This window comes from Micromonospora chersina, assembly GCF_900091475.1.
Classification (GTDB): domain Bacteria; phylum Actinomycetota; class Actinomycetes; order Mycobacteriales; family Micromonosporaceae; genus Micromonospora; species Micromonospora chersina.
Genome location: NZ_FMIB01000002.1, coordinates 2,059,651 through 2,079,017, shown reverse-complemented (window position 1 = coordinate 2,079,017; position 19,367 = coordinate 2,059,651). Strand labels below are relative to the sequence as shown.

The following is a 19,367-nucleotide window of genomic DNA, read 5'->3' as shown; positions in this document are numbered from 1 at the left end:
TCACGCCGCCGGCCCGAGGCGAGGGGACGGGCCATGACCCGCGTCATGACGGTGGTCGGCACCCGGCCGGAGATCATCCGGCTGTCCCGGGTGATGGCCCGGCTGGACAGCACGGTCGAGCACGTGCTCGTGCACACCGGGCAGAACTGGGACCCGACGCTCTCCGACATCTTCTTCACCGAGCTGCGGCTGCGCCGGCCGGACCGGTTCCTCGGTGTCGACACCGCCTCGCTGGGCCGGGTGCTCGGCGGGGTCCTCGTGGGGGTCGAGGAGGCCGTCGCCGCGTACCGGCCGGACGCGCTGCTGGTGCTCGGCGACACCAACAGCTGCATCGCCGCCCTGATGGCCCGGCGGATGCGGGTGCCGGTCTACCACATGGAGGCCGGCAACCGGTGCTTCGACCTCAACGTGCCGGAGGAGACCAACCGGCGGCTCGTCGACCACGTGGCCGACTTCAACCTGGTCTACACCGAGCACGCCCGGCGCAACCTGCTCGCCGAGGGCCTGCACCCGCGGCGCATCCTGCACACCGGCTCGCCGATGCGGGAGGTGCTGGAGCACTACCGCGCCGACATCGAGGCGTCGACGATCCTCGACCAGCTGGAGCTGGCGCCCGACGGGTACTTCGTGGTCAGCGCGCACCGGGAGGAGAACGTCGACCGGCCGGACCGGCTGCACCGCCTGCTCGACTGCCTGCGCGCGGTCCGCGACGAGTGGGGGCTGCCGTTGCTGGTCTCCACCCACCCCCGCACTCGCAAGGCCCTGGAGGCCCTCGCCGTCGACGACACCGCGCTGGAGGGCATCGCCTTCCACGAGCCGTTCGGCCTCATCGACTACGTACGCCTCCAGACGCGCGCGCGGTGCACGCTGTCCGACAGCGGCACCATCAGCGAGGAGGCCGCCATCCTCGGCTTCCCCGCGGTGACCCTGCGTGAGTCGATCGAGCGGCCCGAGGCGCTCGACGCCGGCGGGATCATCATGACCGGGCTGGACCCGCACGGTGTGGTGGAGGCGGTGCGGGTCGCGGTCGACCAGGTCGCCGCGGAGGGCGTGCCCTGCCCGGCGGACTACCGCGTGCCGGACACCTCCCGCCGGGTCGTCGACTTCATCCTCTCCACGGTCCGCCGGCACCACCAGTGGGCCGGCATCCGGGTCTGACCGGCGGAGCCGCCGCCCCGGTCAACAGGGCGGTTCCAGCTCCCGCTGGTCGCGCTCCCGGCGCAGCTCCTCGGGGAGCAGTTCGCGGAGCTGGTCGGGCAGGAACGGCAGGTCGAGCAGGCTCAGCTTGAGCTGGTTGCGTTCCTGGTAGCGCTGCGGGTCGAAGCGGACCACCCGGCCGGCGTCCCGGCGGTAGCGGATCTGCACCGCCCCCTCGGTCGCCGCCTCCTTGATCACCAGCCCGTCCATCTCGACGGCGACCGCCGCCGAGTTCGGCCGGAGGTCGAGCCGGATGCTCTCCTCCGGTGCGAGCACCACCGACCGGGAGATGCCGGCCATGGGCGCCGACGGGGTCACCACCACGGCGTCCGCCGCCGGCGAGATCAGCGGGCCGCCCGCCGCGTAGCTGTACGCCGTCGAGCCGGTCGGCGTGCTCACCACCAGCGCGTCGCAGCGGTAGTAGCCGTACCGCTGGCCGTCCACCGCGAGGGTGGCCGTGACGAAACCGGAGCCGGGCTGGCGGACCAGCGCGATGTCGTTGAAGGCCACCACGTCGTCGCCGCACACGTCGCAGGCGAGGCAGGCGTGCGACTCGACGGTGAAGTCCTTCGCCGCGAGCCGGCTCAGCGCCCGCGGCAGGTCCGGTGGCTCGACCTCCACGAGGAAGCCGAGCCGGCCCAGGTGCACGCCGAGCACCGGCTTCGGGTCGCGTACCGCCATGCGCAGCGCGCCGAGCATCGTCCCGTCGCCGCCGATGCTGATCAGGGCGTCGGCGCGGCCGGCCAACTCGTCCGCGGGGACGGGCTCGACGCAGGACGGCACCCGGTGCTCGTCCTCGGCGCGGACCAGCAGCGTCTTGCGGTGGCCCGACGCCCACCGCTCGATGATCCCGACCACCTCGGAGACGTCCCGGGTGGGGTGCAGCACCAGACCCAGTCCCGCCACCCGTACAGCTCACCACATCCGGAGGCGGTCGGCGGTGCGTACGGGCAGACGCGGTGATCAAGTAACCCGCGCGCGTCCTGGTTCGTTTCGTGACTGTGGTGACGGCTCCCGACAGCGGCGACTCCGCCGCGGCATCCCCCGAGTTCGGCACGGTGCGGCGGCTGCTGCTGGCGCTCCTCCCGGTCCTCGGCGCGCTGGGCGCGTACGCCACCGTCGATCTCTCTCCGGCGACCTTCCCGAATCTCTACCGGCTCGTCGTCGTGCTGGCCGTCGTGCCGGCGTTCCTGCTGCTGATCAGGCCGCGGACGGCCACCGTCGTGGTGCCCAGGCTCTTCCTGTGGCTGGCGGTGACCTGGGCGTTGTGGCTGCCCGTCTCGCTCTTCTGGACCGTGGACGCGGACGCCGGGCTCCGGAAGATCGGCGCGATCGCCTACGCGTTCGCGGCGGGGCTCTGCGTGCTGGCCTTCTCCGGTGGATCACGCGCCGGCGTCGCCACGCTGCGCCTGGGCTGGACGGCGGCCTTCCTGGTGACGGGAGCGATCGCGGTCTGGGAACTGCAGTCGGGGCGTCACCTGTCGGACGGCGCGGCCCTCGGTCCCGACGCGACGCTCGTCGCCAGCACCTTCTACAACCCCAACAACTACGCCGGGTTCCTGTTGACCTGCCTCCCCTTCCTCGTCTGGGGCGGCGTCGCCGCGAGGTCGATCCTGGTCCGCGTCCTGCACGCCGGGCTCGTCGTCCTCTGGATCGTCCTGATCGTGGCCACGCAGAGCCGCACGGGCTTCCTGGGCGCGCTGGTGATCGGCCCCGTGGCGGTGTGGTGGTTCGGCCGGGCGGCGAGCCTGCGCCAGCGGCCCGTGGCGGTGCCCGTGCTGGTGCTCGGTCTCGTCGCGTGGATCGGCTTGTCGCTCGCCGCCGCGAGCGAGCCGGGGCAGCGCGTGCTGGGGCAGTTCACGTCCCCGTTCGAGGAGAACGACAGCCTGCGCGCGTCCGACCAGATGAGGGTGAGCCTGACGCTGCTGGGCTGGCGGCTGTTCGTCGGCTCCGGGCTGCTCGGGCGCGGCGCCGGCTCGTACGAGTTGCTCGCCGGTCAGTGGCAGGAGGCCGACCTCGGCGGCACGACGGTGGCCCACAACAGCTTCGCCGAGATCGCCGCCGAGTTCGGCCTGCCGGCGCTCCTTCCGCTGGCCGCCGTCATCGTGGTGCTGGTGCGCGTCACGCTGCGGCGGACGGCCGCCGCGGCCCACCGGGCGGAGGCGTTCGACCTGCGCATGGCGACCGGCCTCGGGCTCGCCGGTTTCGCCGCCAGCGGTCTCGCGGCCAGCTCGATCCTGGCCTCGCCCTGGTGGTGGCTGCTGCTGGGGCAGGCGTCCGCCCAGGTCTGGCTCCTCCACCGGATGTGCCCGTCGCGGGGCGACGGGCCGACCGACCAGAGGCCGGCCGGCAGCCCGTGGGTGCGGGGCGACGATCAGGTCACCGGCCCGCGGTCCCTCCTCGTCGGCGCGAGGAGGAGGTAGTGCCGCGGCGCCACTCCGGTCCCGGGGCGTCTCCCTTCTACCGGCACGTGTCCCATCTCGCGATCAGCACCGCCCTGGCCCAGGGCATCGCGATGCTGACCTCCGTGTTCCTGGCCCGCCTCTACGCGCCGCGGGAGTTCGGCGAGTTCTCGATCGCGCTCTCGCTCGCCCTGATCGTCGCGACGGCGGCCACGCTGCGCCTGGAGATGGCGATTCCGCTTGCCGAGGACGACCGGGAAGCCGTCGTCCTCACGGCCACCGCCGTCGTCGCCGCGGTGCTGGTCGCCGTCGCCATGCTGGCGATCCTCGTGACCTGCCTGGTGGTGAGCGGCCGCCGGTGGTCCGCGTTCGGCGCCGGGGCGGGCGTGTTGCTGGTGCCCGCCATGGTGGCGGCACTCGGCACGTCGGCGGCCGCCCGGATGCTCCAGAGCCGCCGCGAGCGGTTCGCGGCGGTGAGCGGAGCGACGGTGCTGGGCGCCGCCGTGCAGGGCGTCGGGCAGCTCGTGGCCGCGCCACTGGGCGCGACGGGCCTCACGGGGGGCTACGTCGCCGGACGTGTCTGCTACTCGGTGGCGCTGCTGCGCCGCTCGGGCGTCCTCGGCGTCCGCTCCGCCGCCCAGTGGTGGTCGACGACAGTGAAGTGGCGGCGCTTCGCCCTGCTGACGAGCCCGCCGGCGCTGCTGAACATGATCAGCGTCGGCGCCATCGCACCGGTGGTGGCGGTCTGCTACGGCGTGACGGTCTCCGGGCTCTTCGCGTTCGCGACCCGCCTGCTGACCCTGCCGGCCGCACTGATCGGGCAGGCGGTCGGCAGCGTCTTCTTTCCCAAAATCGCCGCGCTGGAGCGGGACGGCGGCGATGTCCGCCTCGCCGTGGAGCGGGTCACCACAGGGCTCGTGTTCCTGTCCGTGCCGACGTTCGGCTTCGTCCTCCTGCTGGGCCCGGAGCTGTACGTGCTCGCCTTCGGCGCCCAGTGGCGGACCGCCGGGTCCATCTCGGCCCTCCTCGCGCCCTGGCTCGCCGCCTCCTTCGTGTCATCGCCGCTCAGCACGCTGATGACGGTCAAGGACCGGCTCCGCAGCCTGCTGCTGCTGTCGGGCCTGGAGACCGCGCTCCGGCTGGGCTCGCTCGCGTCCGGGCTCCTCGTCGGCTCCGCCACGGTCGGCATCGGCGCGTACTCCCTGAGCGGCCTCGCGATCAGCGTCGGGTACGTGGGCTGGTCGCTGCGCCTGGCCGGTTCGAGCCTGCGTGGCTGGGCCGGCTCCGTCCGGGGCTACCTGCTGCTGGTCGGTGCCGCCTACCCGGTCCTCCTGGCCGCCCGGGGGCACCTCCCGCAACCCGTCGCCACGGCGTTGGCGGTCGCGTTGACCGCGGTCCTGCTCGGCTTCGCCGTCCGCTGGCTCCACCGGAACCGGCCGGGCGGCCCCGAGGGCACGCCGAAGCCCTCGGTGCCGGCGGGCGACGGTGCCGGCACGCCCGTCCCGTCGGGAGCCCACCGGTGAGCCTGTCCAGCCGCCGGCGGGAACAGCCGGGCGGCACGGCGGACCTCACCACGCGGTGGCGGCTGGCCGTCGGGCCCGCGAACTACGCCGGACAGGCGCACCAGTGGGCGCGCGCGGTGGAACGCCGCCTGGGCGGGTCGGCCGTATCGTTCGCGGTGGAACAGCGTCCCCGGCTGCGGCCCGGCCGCCGACTGTCGTTCCACGCCGACCACCGGCTGCCGCATCCGCGCCTGAGCACGCCGTGGGGGCGAAGCTGGCGGATGCGGCGCGTCCTGCGGGACGCCACCCACATCGCGGTGGACGGTTTCCTGCCGGTGTACGGCCGGGTGGGCAGGTCGGATCTCGGCGGGGACGTCCCGCTGCTGGCCGGCCAGGGTCTGCGGGTGGCGCTGATCGCGCACGGCACCGACCTCCGCGACCCGGACGCCCACATCCAGCGGAACCCGTTCTCGTACTACGCCACCGCCCCCCGGGAGTGGGTGGACCTCGCCCGTGGGCTCTCCCGTCGGCATCGGACGATCGCCGCCGACCTCGGCGTCCCCCTGTTCGTCAGCACACCCGACCTGCTCCTCGACGCGCCGTGGGCGTCCTGGCTGCCGGTGTCCGTCGCGGCCGCCGACTGGTGGACGCCGCGCCCGGCCCTGGCGGCCCGACCCCCGACGGTGCTGCACCGGCCCAGTCGTACCGTCCCGCCGATCAAGGGCACGCGGGTCATCGACCCCGTCCTGCGGGACCTCGCCGCCCGTGGCCGGATCCGCTACCTGGCCCCGGAGACGGTCGCGCACGCCGCCATGCCCGACCTGGTGGCCGGCGCCGACATCGTGGTCGACCAGATCCTCACGGGCAGCTACGGCGTGGCCGCCGTCGAGGCCATGGCCGCCGCGCGCCTCGTCGTCGGCTACGTCGACGCGCCCACCCGGGCGCTCATGCCGGAGCAGCCACCGATCGTGGACGCGCCACCGCACCGGTTCGCGGCCGTGCTGGAGGAGATTCTCGCCGACCCGGCGGCCTACGCGGGCACGGCGGCGGCCGGTCCCGCGTTCGTCGCCCGGTGGCATGACGGAACCGCGGCGGCCGAGGTCCTGCGTCCGTTCCTGGACGGATCGACCGCCACCCCGTGACCACGGGCCTCGACGAAGCAGGGAGACACATGGACGTGCCGAACGGCCAGATCAGCACAGACCGGTGGCAGCTCCGCGCGCCGACAGTGCCCGCGTTGCGGCGCACCGTCTGCGTGCCGACCGTCCACCCGGTGGGCGACCAGCGGATCCTGCGGTGTGCGCAGTCGGTGCTCGACGCGGGGTTCGACGTCCACTTCATCTGGCTCGGTGGGGAGCCGGGGGAGTCGCGGCCCCACGACCGGGTCCGGGAGACCCGGCTTCCCGCGCCGACGTCGTTCCGGGAGCGGCTCCGGCTGGTGCCCCGGGTCGCGGAGCTGGCCCGCCGGGCGGATCCCGACGGCTGGCACATCCACGACTTCTACCTGCTGCCGCAGGCACGCCGTTGGGCCCGCCGGACCGGCCGGCCGGTGCTCTACGACGTCCACGAGTACTACCCCGAGTACTACTCGGAGCGGTTGCCGGGCCCGCGGCTGCTGCGTCGGCCCGCCCACCACATGATCACCGGTGTGGAACGCCGGTACGCCTCGGTGCTGGCCGGCGCCAACGTCGCCACCGAGGAGCTCGGTGACCGCTTCCGTGGCTGGGGCATCCCCACCTCGGTCACCCCGAACTACCCGGCGGACGCGCTGCTCGGCGACGCGCCCCGGCCGCTCGTCCCGGAGCTGCTGCGCCGGGTGGTGCACACCGGCACCCTCACCTCGATGTTCGGCGCCGAGGTCATCGTCGGCCTGGCCCACGAGCTGGCGCGGGTCGCGCCGGAGGTGGAGTTCCTCGTGGTGCGCCGGTTCCCCTCGGCGGCGGCCCGGCACGCCTTCGAGGAACTGCTGCGCCGGCACGGCACGCCGGCGAACCTCGTCCTGCTCGACCCGATGCCGCCGCACGAGGTCGGCCGGCTCCTGGCGAGCTGCGGGATCGGCGTGTCGGCGTTGCAGGACGTCGGTCAGGCGGCCCTCTGCGTCAGCACCAAGCTCTACGAGTACGCCACGGTCGGGTTGGCCGTGGTGGCCTCGGACCTCCCGGCGACCCGGCGCTTCGTGACCCGCTCCATGGTCGGCGTGCTCGCCGACCCCCGCCGGCCGGCGGCCTTCGCGCAGGGCGTGCGGCGATTGCTGGACGACGCCGACCAGGTGTGCGTGGCGGCGGACCGGCACGCGGCGGCGGCGCGGGCGGAGCTGTCCTGGGAGCGGACCTGTGCGCCCCGGCTCCGGACGCTGGTCAGCCAGACCGTGCGCTGAGGGACTTTCGTCTGGTTTATGCCTGTTTCCGTTTCTTCGTCCGGTCCCGCCTCGTTGGCCTGTCAGTACGTCAAGGTCGCGGCCGAGTAACGAGGAGCGGAGTTTCTGTGACTGTCCTTCCTGCCGGGTGCCGGGTGTTGATCACCGGTGGCACCGGCTCCTTCGGTCAGACGATGGTGCGGCGCCTGCTCACGCACGACGTCGGCGAGGTACGCGTGCTGAGCCGCGACGAGGCGAAGCAGGACGCCATGCGGCAGACCGTGGGCGAGAGCCGGGTGCGCTACTACGTCGGCGACGTACGCGACCTCGACTCGGTGGCGCGGGCCTGCCGGGACGTCGACTACGTCTTCCACGCCGCCGCGCTCAAGCAGGTGCCCTCCTGCGAGTTCTTCCCCCTGGAGGCCATCCGGACCAACGTGCTGGGCAGCGCGAACGTGGTCGAGGCCGCCGAGTCCAACGGGGTGAGCAACGTGGTGCTGCTCAGCACCGACAAGGCCGTATACCCGGTCAACGCCATGGGCATGAGCAAGGCCCTCATGGAGAAGGTGGCGCAGGCCCACGCCCGCAACCACCCGGACAGCCCGACCACGGTGAGCTGCGTCCGCTACGGCAACGTCATGTACTCGCGCGGCTCGGTCATCCCGCTGTTCATCGAGCAGATCAAGGCCGGTCGCGCGCCGACCGTCACCGACCCGCAGATGACGCGCTTCCTGATGTCCCTGGAGGAGTCGGTCGATCTCGTCGAGCACGCGTTCCAGCACGCGCAGGCCGGCGACATCTTCATCCGCAAGGCGGCCGCCTGCACCATCGGCGACCTGGCCGAGGCGGTCTGCCGCCTCTTCGACGTGCCGGTCAAGCTCGACCTGATCGGCCTGCGGCACGGCGAGAAGCCGGACGAGACGCTGGCCACCCGCGAGGAGCTGATCCAGGCGGAGGACTTCGGCGACTTCTTCCGCGTGCCTGTCGACGCCCGCGACCTCAACTACGCCCTCTACGTCTCCGAGGGGGAGATCGGCGCCGGCCCGGTCGAGGACTTCAACTCCGCCAACGCGCCCCGGCTCGGCGTACCCCAGATCATGGACCTGCTGCGCACGCTGCCGGAGGTGCGCGCGGAACTCGCGCTGCGGGATCCGGCGCTGGCATGCTGAGGCTGGCCCTCACCGGTGGCGGCGGCTTCCTCGGCTGGCACGTCCGGGTGCTGCTGCGCGCCCTGGGTTGGCCGGAGCCGGTGGTCCTCACCCGGGCCGACCTGGCCGACCCGGCACGGGTCGCCGCCAGGGTGAGCGGGGTCGACCGGGTGCTGCACCTGGCCGGGGTGAACCGCGCCGAGGACCCGACCGAGGTGGCGGCCGGCAACGTCCGGCTGGCGGTCGCGCTGGCCGAGGGGCTGCGCGCCGCGCCCGTCCCGCCCGGCGGGGTGGTCTACGCCAACTCGGTGCAGGCGGGCAACGGCACCCCGTACGGCGACGGCAAGGCCGCCGCGGCGGCCGTGCTGGCGGACGCCGGCCTGCCCCTCGACGACGTGCCGCTGCCCCACCTCTACGGGGAGCACGGCCGCCCGTTTTACAACTCCGTGGTCGCCACCTTCTGCCGGGTCCTCGCCGAGGGCGGCCGGCCGGAGGTCCACCAGGACCGGCAGCTCGACCTGGTGCACGTCACGGACGCGGCGGCGCGGCTCGCCGGCGTCCCGGCCGGCGGCTCGTGGGACCCGGCGCTGCCCGCGCTGCGGATCGGCGTCCGGGAACTCGCCGGGCGGCTCACCACGATGGCCGCCGGCTACCGGGTCGGGGACATCCCGGCGCTGTCCGACCGGCACCACGTCCGGCTGTTCAACACCTACCGCTCGCACTGCTTCCCGGCGCACTACCCGATGCCGCTGACCCGGCGGGCCGACGCCCGGGGCGAGTTGGTCGAGGCGGTCCGGGCGCACGGGGGAGCGGGGCAGACCTTCTGCTCGACGACCGTGCCGGGCGTCACCCGGGGCGAGCACTTCCACCTGGTTAAGGTGGAACGGTTCGTCGTGCTGCGGGGCACCGCCGACATCTGCCTGCGCCGGGTCGGCGACGGCGAGGTGCTGCGGTTCGCGGTGTCCGGGGACGATCCGGTGCTCGTCGACATGCCGACCATGTGGGTCCACAAGATCGTCAACACCGGCCCGGACGAGCTGGTCACGCTGTTCTGGACCAACGATCTGTTCGACCCGGCCCGGCCGGACACCTGGGCCGAACCGGTGGAGCCGGCGCCCCGGGTGGCGGTGCCGGCGTGAGGATCGGGCTGGTCAGCCAGTGGTATCCGCCGGAGGGCGTGTTCATCCCCGGAAATCTGGCCCAGGGACTCGCCGAGCGGGGGCACGACGTCCGGGTCCTCACCGCGTTCCCCAGTTATCCGCACGGCCGCACCTATCCGGGGTGGCGGCAGCGGTGGCGGCACCGCGAGGAGCAGGGCGCGGTGCGGGTCCGGCGGGTGCCGTCCTACCCCAGCCACGACACCTCCGCCGCGCGGCGGGTGCTCAGCTTCGCCTCCTTCGCGGCGACAAGCACCCTCGCCGGGGTGAGCGCCCTGCGCGACGTCGACGTGACCTACGTCTACCACCCGCCGCCCACCACCGTCGCCGCGGCCGCCCTGCACCGGCTGGCCCGGCGCACCCCGGTCGTGCTGCACGTGCAGGACCTCTGGCCCGAGTCGGTGCTCCACTCGGGTATGGCGCCGACGGGCTGGGCCAGCCGCGCGTTCGCCGGTGGCCTGACCCGGCTCATGCGCGCCGCGTACCGGGTGGCCGGCGCCGTCGTGGTGATCTCGCCGACCATGGCCGACCTGGTGGTACGGCAGGGCGCCGACCCCGACCGGGTACGGGTGGTCTGGAACTGGACCGACGACGTGCTGTTCCGGCCGGTGCCGGCGTCGGCGGAGGCGCGCGCGGCGATCGGGCACCGGGGGCGGTGCACCGTGATGTTCGCCGGCAACCTCGGCCTGCTCCAGGGCATCGACACGGCCATCCGGGCCGCCGCGCTGGTGCGGGACCGGATGGACCTGGTCCTCGTCGGTTCCGGCGCCGACGAGGACACCGCCCGCCGGCTCGCCGCCGGGCTGGGTGCCGACAACGTACGCTTCGTCGGCCGTCAGCCCGCCGACCGGATGGCGGACCTCTACGCCGCCGCCGACTGGCAGCTCGTCTGCCTGCGCGACCTGCCGGCGCTCGCCGGCACCATCCCGTCCAAGCTCCAGGCCGCGCTGGCCTGCGGGGTGCCGGTGATCGGCTCCGTGGGCGGCGACGCGGCCGCGCTCATCGGCTCGGCCCGGGTCGGTCTGGTGGCCGCCCCGGAGGACCCGCGGGCGCTCGCCGAGCGGTTCGCCGACGCGGCGGCGCTGGCGCCGGCGGCCCGGGCGGAGCTGGGGGCGCGGGCCCGGCAGGTCTACCTCGACCGGATGTCGCTGTCGGTGGGCGTGGACCAGTTCGAGGACATCCTCACCAAGGCCGCCGCGGGGGCACGCCGCTGACCGTTCCGCCGGTGTCGCGCTGCGGCATCCGCGGCGGGGCACCTGGCGTCAGCGGGCGGCCGACCCGGTGCGGTCGGCCAGGAACTCGTCGATCGCGCCCAGGACGACGCCGATCTGGGGCTCGGTGAGCGCGCTTCCGCTGGGCAGCGTCAGCCCGTGGGCGAACAGGCGGTCCGCGGCGCCGGTGAGGCAGCTCTCCGCGTCGGCGTACGCCGGCTGGAGGTGCATCGGCTTCCACACCGGACGGGTCTCGACACCCCGCTCGGCGAGGTGGTCGGCGAGTTCCCGCGCCTGCCAGCCGGAGCGCTCGGGGTCGACCACGAGGCTGGTCAGCCAGCAGTTGGCTGCCGCGTCGTCGGCGCCGATCAGTGTGACCCCGGGCACCGGGGCGAAGAGCTTGGCGTACCGGTCGCGGAGCTGCCGCCGGCGGCCGATCATCCCGTCGAGGCGGCGCAACTGCGCGCGGCCCAGCGCGGCCAGCAGGTTGCTCAGCCGGTAGTTGTAGCCGGTCTCCCGGTGCTCGTAGTGCCGGGCCTGCTCCCGGGCCTGGGTGGACAGGTGGCGGGCCCGGGCGAGCAGCGCGGTGTCGTCGGAGACGATCATCCCGCCGCCCGAGGTCGTGATGACCTTGTTGCCGTTGAACGAGAGCACACCGACCTGGCCGAACGAGCCGGCGCCGCGTCCGGCGTGCGTGGCGCCCAGCGCCTCGGCCGCGTCCTCCACGATCGGCACCCCGGCCTCGGCGCACACCGGCTCCAGCGCGGTGTAGTCGACGCAGGCTCCGAACAGGTCGACCGGGACGACCGCGCCGACCCGCTCGCCGCGTGCCCGCAGGTGGCGGAGCAGGTCGGCGGTGAGCGGCACGTCGAGGTTGCCGGTCTGCGGGTCGCAGTCCACGAAGACCGGGCGCGCGCCGGTGTACCGGACCGCGTTGGCGGTCGCCACGAAGGTCAGCGTCGAGACCACGACGACGTCCCCCGGCCGCACGCCGACCCCGAGCAGGGCCAGGTGCAGCCCCGCCGTGCCGGAGCTGACCCCGACCGCGCCCCGGGTGCCGACCCGCGCCGCGATCTCGCGCTCGAACGCCTCCAGGTCCGGCCCGACCGGCGCGACCCAGCCCGAGCGCAGCGCGGCGATCAGGTACGCCTCCTCCAGCGGCCCCACATCGGGCGCGGACAGGTGGATCATCTGGCTCATCGGTCGCCCCCGGCGGATGTCGGTTTTCCCCCTCAATAAACCGACGGACCAGCCGGGAGGACGCGGCCTGGCCGCCAGCGGGTCCGTCGGCGGGCGGAGAACGGAAACCGGCCAGTAGACTCGGCGGCTGCCCGGCCCGGCGAGGGGAGACACGTGCTGCACCTGCGGATCATCGCGCCGACCGACCGGTCCGCGGCCGTGACGGACCTGCTCGCGGAGACCCCGGGCGTCACCCACCTCGCCGTCATCCCCGGCGCCGCCCGCCAGCCCGCCGGCGACCTGATCCTCTGCGACGTCGTCCGGGAGAGCGCCGACCAGGTCCTGCACCGCCTCCAGGAACTCGACGTGGACGCGCGCGGTGGCATCTCCGCCGACGACGTGGAGCTGACCCTGTCGGCGCAGGCCGACAAGGCCGCGGCCGACGCCCCCGGCCACGGCGAGGACGCCGTGGTCTGGGACGAGATCGCCGCGAAGACCGGCGAGCAGACAGTGCTCACCGGCACCTTCCTGGCGCTGATCACCGTGGCCACCATGATCGCCGGCATCGGTGTGCTGCTCGACCAGCCCATCCTCATCGTCGGCGCCATGGTGGTCGGCCCCGAGTTCGGCCCGCTGGCCGCGCTCTGCGTGGCGCTGCTGCGCCGGCAGCCGCACGTCATCGGCCGCTCGGTGCACGCCCTGGTGGTCGGCTTCCTCGCGGCCATGCTGGTCACCGTGCTGAGCACCTGGGCGCTCACCGCGGCCGGGCTGGTCAGCCGGGACATGTTGCTGGCCGAGCGGCCGCTCACCGACTTCATCTGGCGCCCGGACGCGCTCTCCTGGGTGGTCGGCCTGCTCGCCGGGATCGCCGGCATGCTCTCGCTGACCTCGAAGAAGTCCGGTTCGCTGGTCGGCGTGCTGATCTCGGTGACCACCGTGCCCGCGGCGGCGAACGTGGCGGTCGCCGCCGCCTACGGGGTGTGGCACGAGGCGGCCGGCTCCGCCCTCCAACTCGTGATCAACCTGGCCGCCATCGTGCTGGCCGGCCTGCTCACCCTCGTCGTGCAGCTCTGCTGGTGGCGGCGGGTGGAGCGGCGGTCCGCCCGGGGCGTGCCCCGGCAGCGCACCGACCGGCGCCCCGCGCGGGTCAGCGCCAGTCGTCGCCCGCCTCGAGACGCAGGCTGAGCAGCGTCGCCAGGGGCACCGACTCGCCGTCCCGGCCGCCGCGGCCGACCACCAGCGGTGGCGGGGCGGGCTCCGGGTCGGCCCCGAACAGGCGCGCCCGCAGGCCCGGCGGCACGGTGAGCAGGTAGAACCGGCCCTCGGTGTCCACCGCCCGGCTCCGCGCCCGGTCCACGTACCAGCCGGTGATCCGCGTGCGGTAGCGGCCGCGCCCGTCGTAGCCGGCCGCCGTCAACCGGTCCGTGCGCAACCCCCGCCGCGAGGCCTCGGCGGCGAACCGCGCCACCAGCTCCGCGGCCTCCGCCTGCTCGGCGGCGCGCTGCCGGGCGTCGGCCGCCGCGTGCGCCCGCACCGCCCGGCGCTGCTGTTCCCGCCACTCCAGGCCGTCGTCCCCACCCACGACGGCGAGGGTACGCGTACCCGCCGCGCCCGGACCGCGATCTTGGACAGGTGCCGTTCGCTGCGAACGGCACCTGTCCAAGATCCTCATCGTGTCGGACTCAGGCCAGGCCGGCGCGGCGCAGCGCCTCCGCCATCTCGCTGTTGGCCGGCGCCGGCGCCCCGCCACCGCGGCCCTGCCGCGGCTGCGAACCGCCCCGGTCACCGCGCTGCCCCCCGCCGCGCTGGCCGCCCCCGTGGCCGCCGCGTGGACCGCCGCCGCCCTGACCGCCATCGCGCTGGCCGCCGCGCGCACCGCCGCCCTGGCCGCCATCGCCCTGGCCGCCGCGCGGACCGCCGCCACGCTGGCCGCCCCGGCCGCCCCGCTGATCGCCGCCGCCCGGCGCGCCACGGTCGCGGCGCCCCTCGCCGCCCTGCGGGCGCCCGCCGCCGGCCGGGACCTCGTCCTCCAGCCGCAGGGTCAGCGAGATGCGCTTGCGGGGCACGTCGACGTCGAGCACCCGGACCCGGACCACGTCGCCGGACTTCACCACGTCCCGCGGGTCCTTCACGAAGGTGTGCGACATGGCGGACACGTGGACCAGGCCGTCCTGGTGCACGCCGACGTCGACGAACGCGCCGAACGCGGCCACGTTCGTGACCACGCCCTCCAGCACCATCCCCGGCGTCAGGTCGCTGATCTTCTCGACGCCCTCCACGAAGGTGGCGGTCCGGAACTCCGGGCGCGGGTCGCGGCCGGGCTTCTCCAGCTCGGTGAGGATGTCGGTGACGGTGGGCAGGCCGAACGTGTCGTCGACGAACTCGGTCGCCCGGAGCCCCCGCAGGATGGCCGACTTCCCGATGAGCCCGCGCAGGTCCTGCCCGGTGTGGGCGAGGATCCGCCGCACCACCGGGTACGACTCGGGGTGCACGCTGGAGGAGTCGAGCGGATCGTCGCCGCCGGGGATGCGCAGGAAGCCGGCGCACTGCTCGAACGCCTTCGGCCCGAGCCGGGGCACCTTCTTCAGCTCGGCCCGGGTGCGGAACGGCCCGTTGGCGTCGCGGTGCAGCACGATGTTCTCGGCCAGCCCGGCGCCGATGCCGGACACCCGGGTGAGCAGCGGCGCGGAGGCGGTGTTGACGTCGACGCCGACGGCGTTGACGCAGTCCTCCACGACCGCGTCGAGGGAGCGGGAGAGCTTCACCTCGGACAGGTCGTGCTGGTACTGCCCGACGCCGATCGAGCGCGGGTCGATCTTCACCAGCTCGGCCAGGGGGTCCTGGAGGCGGCGGGCGATGGAGACCGCGCCACGCAGCGAGACGTCCAGCCCGGGCAGCTCCTGGGAGGCGTACGCGGACGCGGAGTAGACCGACGCGCCGGCCTCGGAGACCACCACCTTGGTCAGCTTCAGCTCGGGGTGCCGCTTGATCAGGTCACCGGCGAGCTTGTCGGTCTCCCGGCTGGCCGTGCCGTTGCCGATGGCGACCAGCTCGACCCCGTGCGCCGCGGCCAGGGTCGCCAGCGTGTGTAGGGAGGCGTCCCACTGCCGGCGCGGCTCGTGCGGGTAGATCGTGTCGGTCGCGACCACCTTGCCGGTGGCGTCGACGACGGCCACCTTGACGCCGGTGCGCAGCCCCGGGTCGAGGCCCATGGTGGGGCGGGCGCCGGCCGGCGCGGCCAGCAGCAGGTCGCGCAGGTTGGTGGCGAAGACCCGGACGGCCTCCTCCTCGGCCGCCTGCCACAGGCGCAGCCGCAGGTCGGCGCCGAGGTGGATGAGGATCCGGGTACGCCAGGCCCAGCGGACCGTGTCGGTGAGCCATTTGTCGGCCGGCCGCCCCTGGTCGGTGATCCCGAACCGGCCGGCGATGGCCGCCTCGTAGCGGGTGGGGCCGGTGACCACGGCGTCGGAGTCGCCGTCCGCCTCCGGGTCCATGGTCAGGTCGAGCACGCCCTCCTTCTCGCCCCGGAACATGGCGAGGATCCGGTGCGAGGGCAGCTTCGGGTACGGCTCGGCGAAGTCGAAGTAGTCGGCGAACTTGGCGCCGGTGGTCTCCTGACCCTCGCGTACCCGGGAGACCAGCCGGCCGCGCGACCACATCTGCTCGCGCAGCGTGCCGATGAGGTCCGCGTCCTCGGCGAAGCGCTCGATGAGGATGGCCCGCGCCCCGTCGAGCGCGGCGGCGGCGTCGGCCACCCCCCGGTCGGCGTCGACGTAGCCGGCGGCCGTGTCGCGGGGGTCCCGCGCCGGGTCGGCCAGCAGCGTGTCCGCGAGCGGCTCCAGCCCGGCCTCGCGGGCGATCTGGGCCCGGGTCCGCCGCTTGGGCTTGTAGGGCAGGTAGATGTCCTCCAGGCGCGACTTCGAGTCGGCCGCCATGATCTGCGCTTCCAGGGCCTCGTCGAGCTTGCCCTGGCCGCGGATGGACTCCAGCACGGCGGCGCGCCGCTCGTCCAGCTCGCGCAGGTAGCGCAGCCGCTCCTCCAGGGTGCGCAGTTGCGCGTCGTCGAGCAGGCCGGTGGCCTCCTTGCGGTAGCGGGCGATGAACGGCACGGTGGCGCCGCCGTCGAGCAGCTCCACGGCCGCCCGCACCTGACGTTCGGCGACGCCGAGTTCCTCGGCGATCCGCTGGTGCACAGACTGGGTCACGATCTGATCCGCCTTCTCCGGTGGGTTCGGCAGTCATTGTGCCGGTGGCGCCACGGCCGGGCGCCGGCACCCGGCGGACCCCATCCGGCACACCGGTCCCGGAGGCCGACAGGTGCATCGCGACCGGCGGCAGGCTGCGCTAGCGTGGCGATCATGGAACAACCTGCGGATCCGCGGGCGCGGCGGCTCTTCGGCGGCAGCGCCCGGGCCCTGGGTGACCTCGCCGTCAGCCCGTTCCGGGCGGACCGGGACCGGATCGTCGGGTCGCCGTTCTTCGCCCGGCTCAACGGGGTGACCCAGGTGATCAGCCCGGGCGGGTCGGGGCTGCTCGTGCACAACCGGCTCACCCACAGCCTCAAGGTGGCGCAGGTGGCGCGGGCGATCGCCGAGCGGTTGACCGCCGACCCGGCGCACCGCGACCTGCTGGAGAAGCTGGGCGGCTGCGACCCGGACGTGGTGGAGGCCGCCGCGCTCGCCCACGACCTCGGCCACCCGCCGTTCGGGCACCTGGGGGAGCGGGTGCTGGACCGGCTGGCCCGGCAGCGGCTCGGCCTGCCCGACGGCTTCGAGGGCAACGCCCAGTCGTACCGGATCGTCACCAGCACCGAGATCCGCGGCGCGGCGACCACCGGCCTGGACCTGACCGCGGCGGTCCGGGCGGCGATGCTGAAGTACCCGTGGACCCGGCTGGACCACCCGGACCCGCACCCGCGGCACCTGGACCCGGCGCCGCGCGGCGCGGCCGCCCCGCCGGAGGATCCGGAGAGCGGGTCGGCGAAGTTCGGCGCGTACCGGACCGAGGTGGACGACCTGCGGCAGGCGCGGGAGCCGTTCGCCGGCCGGATCCCGGACTGGCAGCAGACCCCCGAGGCGTCGATCATGGACACCGCGGACGACATCGCGTACGCCATCCACGACGTGGAGGACTTCTACCGGGTCGGTGTCCTCCAGCAGGGCGCGGTGGCGGCCGAGCTGATGGCCTGGCAGCGCGAGTGCGGGCACTTCCGGGCGATCACCTCCCCGGCGCTGGCCGCGGCCGGCCGGCGGCCCGGTGCGGCGATCGAGCGGCTGCGCCGCCAGCTGCACCGCAAGGACGCCTGGATCGCCGACGACGAGGCGTTCGCCGCCGCCGTCGAGCACGTCCGCGAGGAGCTGGTGGAGGGGCTGCTGGCGCTGCCCTTCGACGGCTCGATCGAGGCCGAGCAGTACGTCGCCCGGTTCTCCGCGCGCTGGTCCACCCGCTTCGTGGAGGCGATCACGGTGACCCCGGAGCCGGACGTCCGCTCGGGGCACGTGCTGCTGGCCCGGCCGCAGTGGCACGAGGTGCAGGTGCTCAAGTTCGTCCACCACCGGTTCGTCCTGGCCCGCCCGGACCTGGCCCTGCACCAGCGCGGCCAGGCGCGGCTGCTCGGCACCCTCGTGGAGGCGCTCTGGGAGTGGCTGCTGGACCCGGAGGAGGAGTCCCGGCTGCCGCGGCGGCTGCACGACCTGGTGGAGCTGGCCGAGGCGGAGCTGCACCCGCGCACGCCGGACCGGATCGGCCGGGCCCGGGGGCGGGCGATCGTCGACTTCGTCGCGCAGCTCACCGACGGGCAGGCGGTGGCCATGCTGGACGCGCTCTCCGGCCGCTCGGGCGCCCTCTGGACGGACGCCTTCGTGCTCTGAGTCAGCGGGCCGGCACGCCCTTGACCACGGTGCCGGGCGGCACGTCGCGCACCACGCAGGCGCCCGCGCCGACGGTCGCGCCGGCGCCGACGCGCAGCCCGGGCAGGACCACGGCCCCCGCGCCGACAAGCGCGGCGTCGTCCAGGCGGCAGTCGCCGGAGACGGCGGCGAGCGGGTGCAGCGAGACGTGGTCGCCGACCACGCAGTCGTGCGCGAGGGTGGCGTTCTGGTTGACGTGCAGGTGCCGGCCGGCGGTGACGTTCGTGGTGATCCGGCCGCCGGCGAACACCACGAGGCCCTCGGCCGCGACCAGGTCGGCCCCCACGGTGGCGTCCGGGTGCACGAGGCTCGCCGGGGGCAGGCCGAGCGCGTCGACCCGCGCGCCGACGGTCCGCCGGACCCGGGGCTCGCCCAGGCCGAGCACGACGTGGGTCTGCGGGGGCAGGTGGGCGAGCGCCGCCAGCGTCCCGAGGTACGGTGTCCCGCCCGCCTCGGCCCGCTTGCGGTTGCGTTCCGACGGGTTGTCGTCGACGAAGCCGACGAGCCGCCAGGGCGGCCGGGCGGCGGCGTCGTTGACGGCCGCCACCAGTTGGGCGATCTCCCGGCCGTGGCCGCCGCAGCCGACGATCACGAGGTCGAGGCTCACCGGGCGCCGCTGCCGGCGGTCGCCGGGACCGGCTGCTCCGCGGCGGCGCGGCCGCGGAACTCGTGCGCGGTGGCGCTGCCCGGCGCGCTGATTCCCTGCCGGCGCAGCACGGCCACCGCCGTACGGGCCAGGATGCGCAGGTCGAGCAGGAGGCCGCGGTGGTCGACGTAGTGGATGTCGTGGGCGAACTTCTCGTCCCAGTCGAGCGCGTTGCGCCCGTTGACCTGGGCGAGCCCGGTGAGCCCGGGCCGGACCTCGTGGCGGCGGAACTGCTCCGGGGTGTAGCGGAAGCGGTAGCTGGTCGGCAGCGGACGCGGCCCGACCAGGCTCATGTCGCCCCGGACGATGTTCCAGAGGCTGGGCAGCTCGTCCAGGCTGGTGTCCCGCAGCCAGCGGCCGAGCGGGGTCAGCCGCAGCGCGTCGTCGGCGGTGGAGAAGCCGCCGGCGCCGGGCGCCATGGACCGGAACTTCAGGATGGTGAACTCGCGGCCGTGGCGGCCGATCCGGGCCTGCCGGAACAGCACCGGCCGGCCCATGGTGAGCAGCACCGCGACCGCCACCGCGGCCAGGACGGGCGCCGCCACCAGCAGCGCGACCAGGGCCACGGTGAGGTCGACGGCCCGCTTGATGGCATCATTCACGGGCACAGAGTAGACAAATGTGCCGCCGAATGACTGCTTGTCCGGTTTTTTCGGGCGT

16 protein-coding genes are annotated in these 19,367 nt (G+C 74.5%); 10 read left to right on the top strand and 6 right to left on the bottom strand.

The features are described from left to right. Nucleotides 1-33 precede the first annotated feature (33 nt). Nucleotides 34-1,158: a non-hydrolyzing UDP-N-acetylglucosamine 2-epimerase gene (gene wecB / locus GA0070603_RS09620; protein ID WP_091310456.1), complete on the top strand. Its 1,125-nt coding sequence runs from the start codon at nt 34-36 to the stop codon at nt 1,156-1,158. A gap of 21 nt (nt 1,159-1,179) precedes the next feature. Here the strand turns inward: wecB and GA0070603_RS09615 are convergent, their stop codons facing one another. Then, nucleotides 1,180-2,103, bottom strand: coding sequence for an NAD(+)/NADH kinase (locus GA0070603_RS09615; protein ID WP_091310453.1), 924 nt, complete (start codon nt 2,101-2,103; stop codon nt 1,180-1,182). Between the two features lie 98 nt (nt 2,104-2,201). Here GA0070603_RS09615 and GA0070603_RS09610 point away from each other — a divergent pair, with 98 nt between their 5' ends. The 7 genes from GA0070603_RS09610 (at nt 2,202) to GA0070603_RS09580 (ending at nt 10,976) form a co-directional block, all read left to right on the top strand. Next, complete coding sequence (locus GA0070603_RS09610) at nt 2,202-3,620, top strand: O-antigen ligase family protein (RefSeq protein WP_167544526.1); 1,419 nt, start codon at nt 2,202-2,204, stop codon at nt 3,618-3,620. 47 nt (nt 3,621-3,667) lie between these two features. Next, on the top strand, nt 3,668-5,122 hold the full coding sequence (locus GA0070603_RS09605) for a lipopolysaccharide biosynthesis protein (protein WP_139131844.1): 1,455 nt from the start codon (nt 3,668-3,670) through the stop codon (nt 5,120-5,122). Then, nucleotides 5,119-6,243, top strand: coding sequence for a hypothetical protein (locus GA0070603_RS09600; RefSeq protein ID WP_091310443.1), 1,125 nt, complete (start codon nt 5,119-5,121; stop codon nt 6,241-6,243). The genes GA0070603_RS09605 and GA0070603_RS09600 overlap by 4 nt, the downstream gene beginning before the upstream one ends. 29 nt (nt 6,244-6,272) lie before the next feature. Next, a complete protein-coding gene (locus GA0070603_RS09595) occupies nt 6,273-7,478 on the top strand; it encodes a glycosyltransferase family 4 protein (protein WP_091310439.1) in 1,206 nt (401 codons plus the stop codon). Between the two features lie 107 nt (nt 7,479-7,585). Then, on the top strand, nt 7,586-8,626 hold the full coding sequence (locus tag GA0070603_RS09590) for a polysaccharide biosynthesis protein (protein ID WP_091310437.1): 1,041 nt from the start codon (nt 7,586-7,588) through the stop codon (nt 8,624-8,626). Continuing rightward, entirely contained in the window at nt 8,620-9,744 is a 1,125-nt protein-coding gene (locus tag GA0070603_RS09585) for a polysaccharide biosynthesis C-terminal domain-containing protein (protein ID WP_091310435.1), read from the top strand. The genes GA0070603_RS09590 and GA0070603_RS09585 overlap by 7 nt, the downstream gene beginning before the upstream one ends. Further along, complete coding sequence (locus GA0070603_RS09580) at nt 9,741-10,976, top strand: glycosyltransferase family 4 protein (RefSeq protein ID WP_091310432.1); 1,236 nt, start codon at nt 9,741-9,743, stop codon at nt 10,974-10,976. Before GA0070603_RS09585 ends, GA0070603_RS09580 begins: the two co-directional genes overlap by 4 nt. A 48-nt stretch (nt 10,977-11,024) precedes the next feature. Here the strand turns inward: GA0070603_RS09580 and GA0070603_RS09575 are convergent, their stop codons facing one another. Then, nucleotides 11,025-12,173: a DegT/DnrJ/EryC1/StrS family aminotransferase gene (locus GA0070603_RS09575; protein ID WP_091310429.1), complete on the bottom strand. Its 1,149-nt coding sequence runs from the start codon at nt 12,171-12,173 to the stop codon at nt 11,025-11,027. Between the two features lie 153 nt (nt 12,174-12,326). On the opposite strand from GA0070603_RS09575, the gene GA0070603_RS09570 reads away from it, so the two are divergent. Then, nucleotides 12,327-13,337, top strand: a complete 1,011-nt coding sequence (locus GA0070603_RS09570) for a DUF389 domain-containing protein (RefSeq protein ID WP_091310425.1) — start codon at nt 12,327-12,329, stop codon at nt 13,335-13,337. Here the strand turns inward: GA0070603_RS09570 and GA0070603_RS09565 are convergent. Both GA0070603_RS09565 and GA0070603_RS09560 read right to left on the bottom strand, forming a co-directional pair. After that, nucleotides 13,300-13,734: a hypothetical protein gene (locus tag GA0070603_RS09565; RefSeq protein WP_091310421.1), complete on the bottom strand. Its 435-nt coding sequence runs from the start codon at nt 13,732-13,734 to the stop codon at nt 13,300-13,302. The genes GA0070603_RS09570 and GA0070603_RS09565 overlap by 38 nt on opposite strands. A 100-nt stretch (nt 13,735-13,834) precedes the next feature. Continuing rightward, entirely contained in the window at nt 13,835-16,357 is a 2,523-nt protein-coding gene (locus GA0070603_RS09560) for a Tex family protein (protein WP_091310417.1), read from the bottom strand. 153 nt (nt 16,358-16,510) lie between these two features. Here GA0070603_RS09560 and GA0070603_RS09555 point away from each other — a divergent pair, with 153 nt between their 5' ends. After that, entirely contained in the window at nt 16,511-18,022 is a 1,512-nt protein-coding gene (locus GA0070603_RS09555) for a deoxyguanosinetriphosphate triphosphohydrolase family protein (protein WP_091321737.1), read from the top strand. A gap of 1 nt (nt 18,023) precedes the next feature. On the opposite strand, the gene GA0070603_RS09550 is transcribed toward GA0070603_RS09555, so the two are convergent. Together GA0070603_RS09550 and GA0070603_RS09545 are read right to left on the bottom strand one after the other, a co-directional pair. After that, on the bottom strand, nt 18,024-18,668 hold the full coding sequence (locus GA0070603_RS09550) for a NeuD/PglB/VioB family sugar acetyltransferase (protein WP_091310414.1): 645 nt from the start codon (nt 18,666-18,668) through the stop codon (nt 18,024-18,026). Then, complete coding sequence (locus GA0070603_RS09545; RefSeq protein ID WP_091321735.1) at nt 18,665-19,309, bottom strand: sugar transferase; 645 nt, start codon at nt 19,307-19,309, stop codon at nt 18,665-18,667. Before GA0070603_RS09545 ends, GA0070603_RS09550 begins: the two co-directional genes overlap by 4 nt. Between the last annotated feature and the right edge of the window lie 58 nt (nt 19,310-19,367).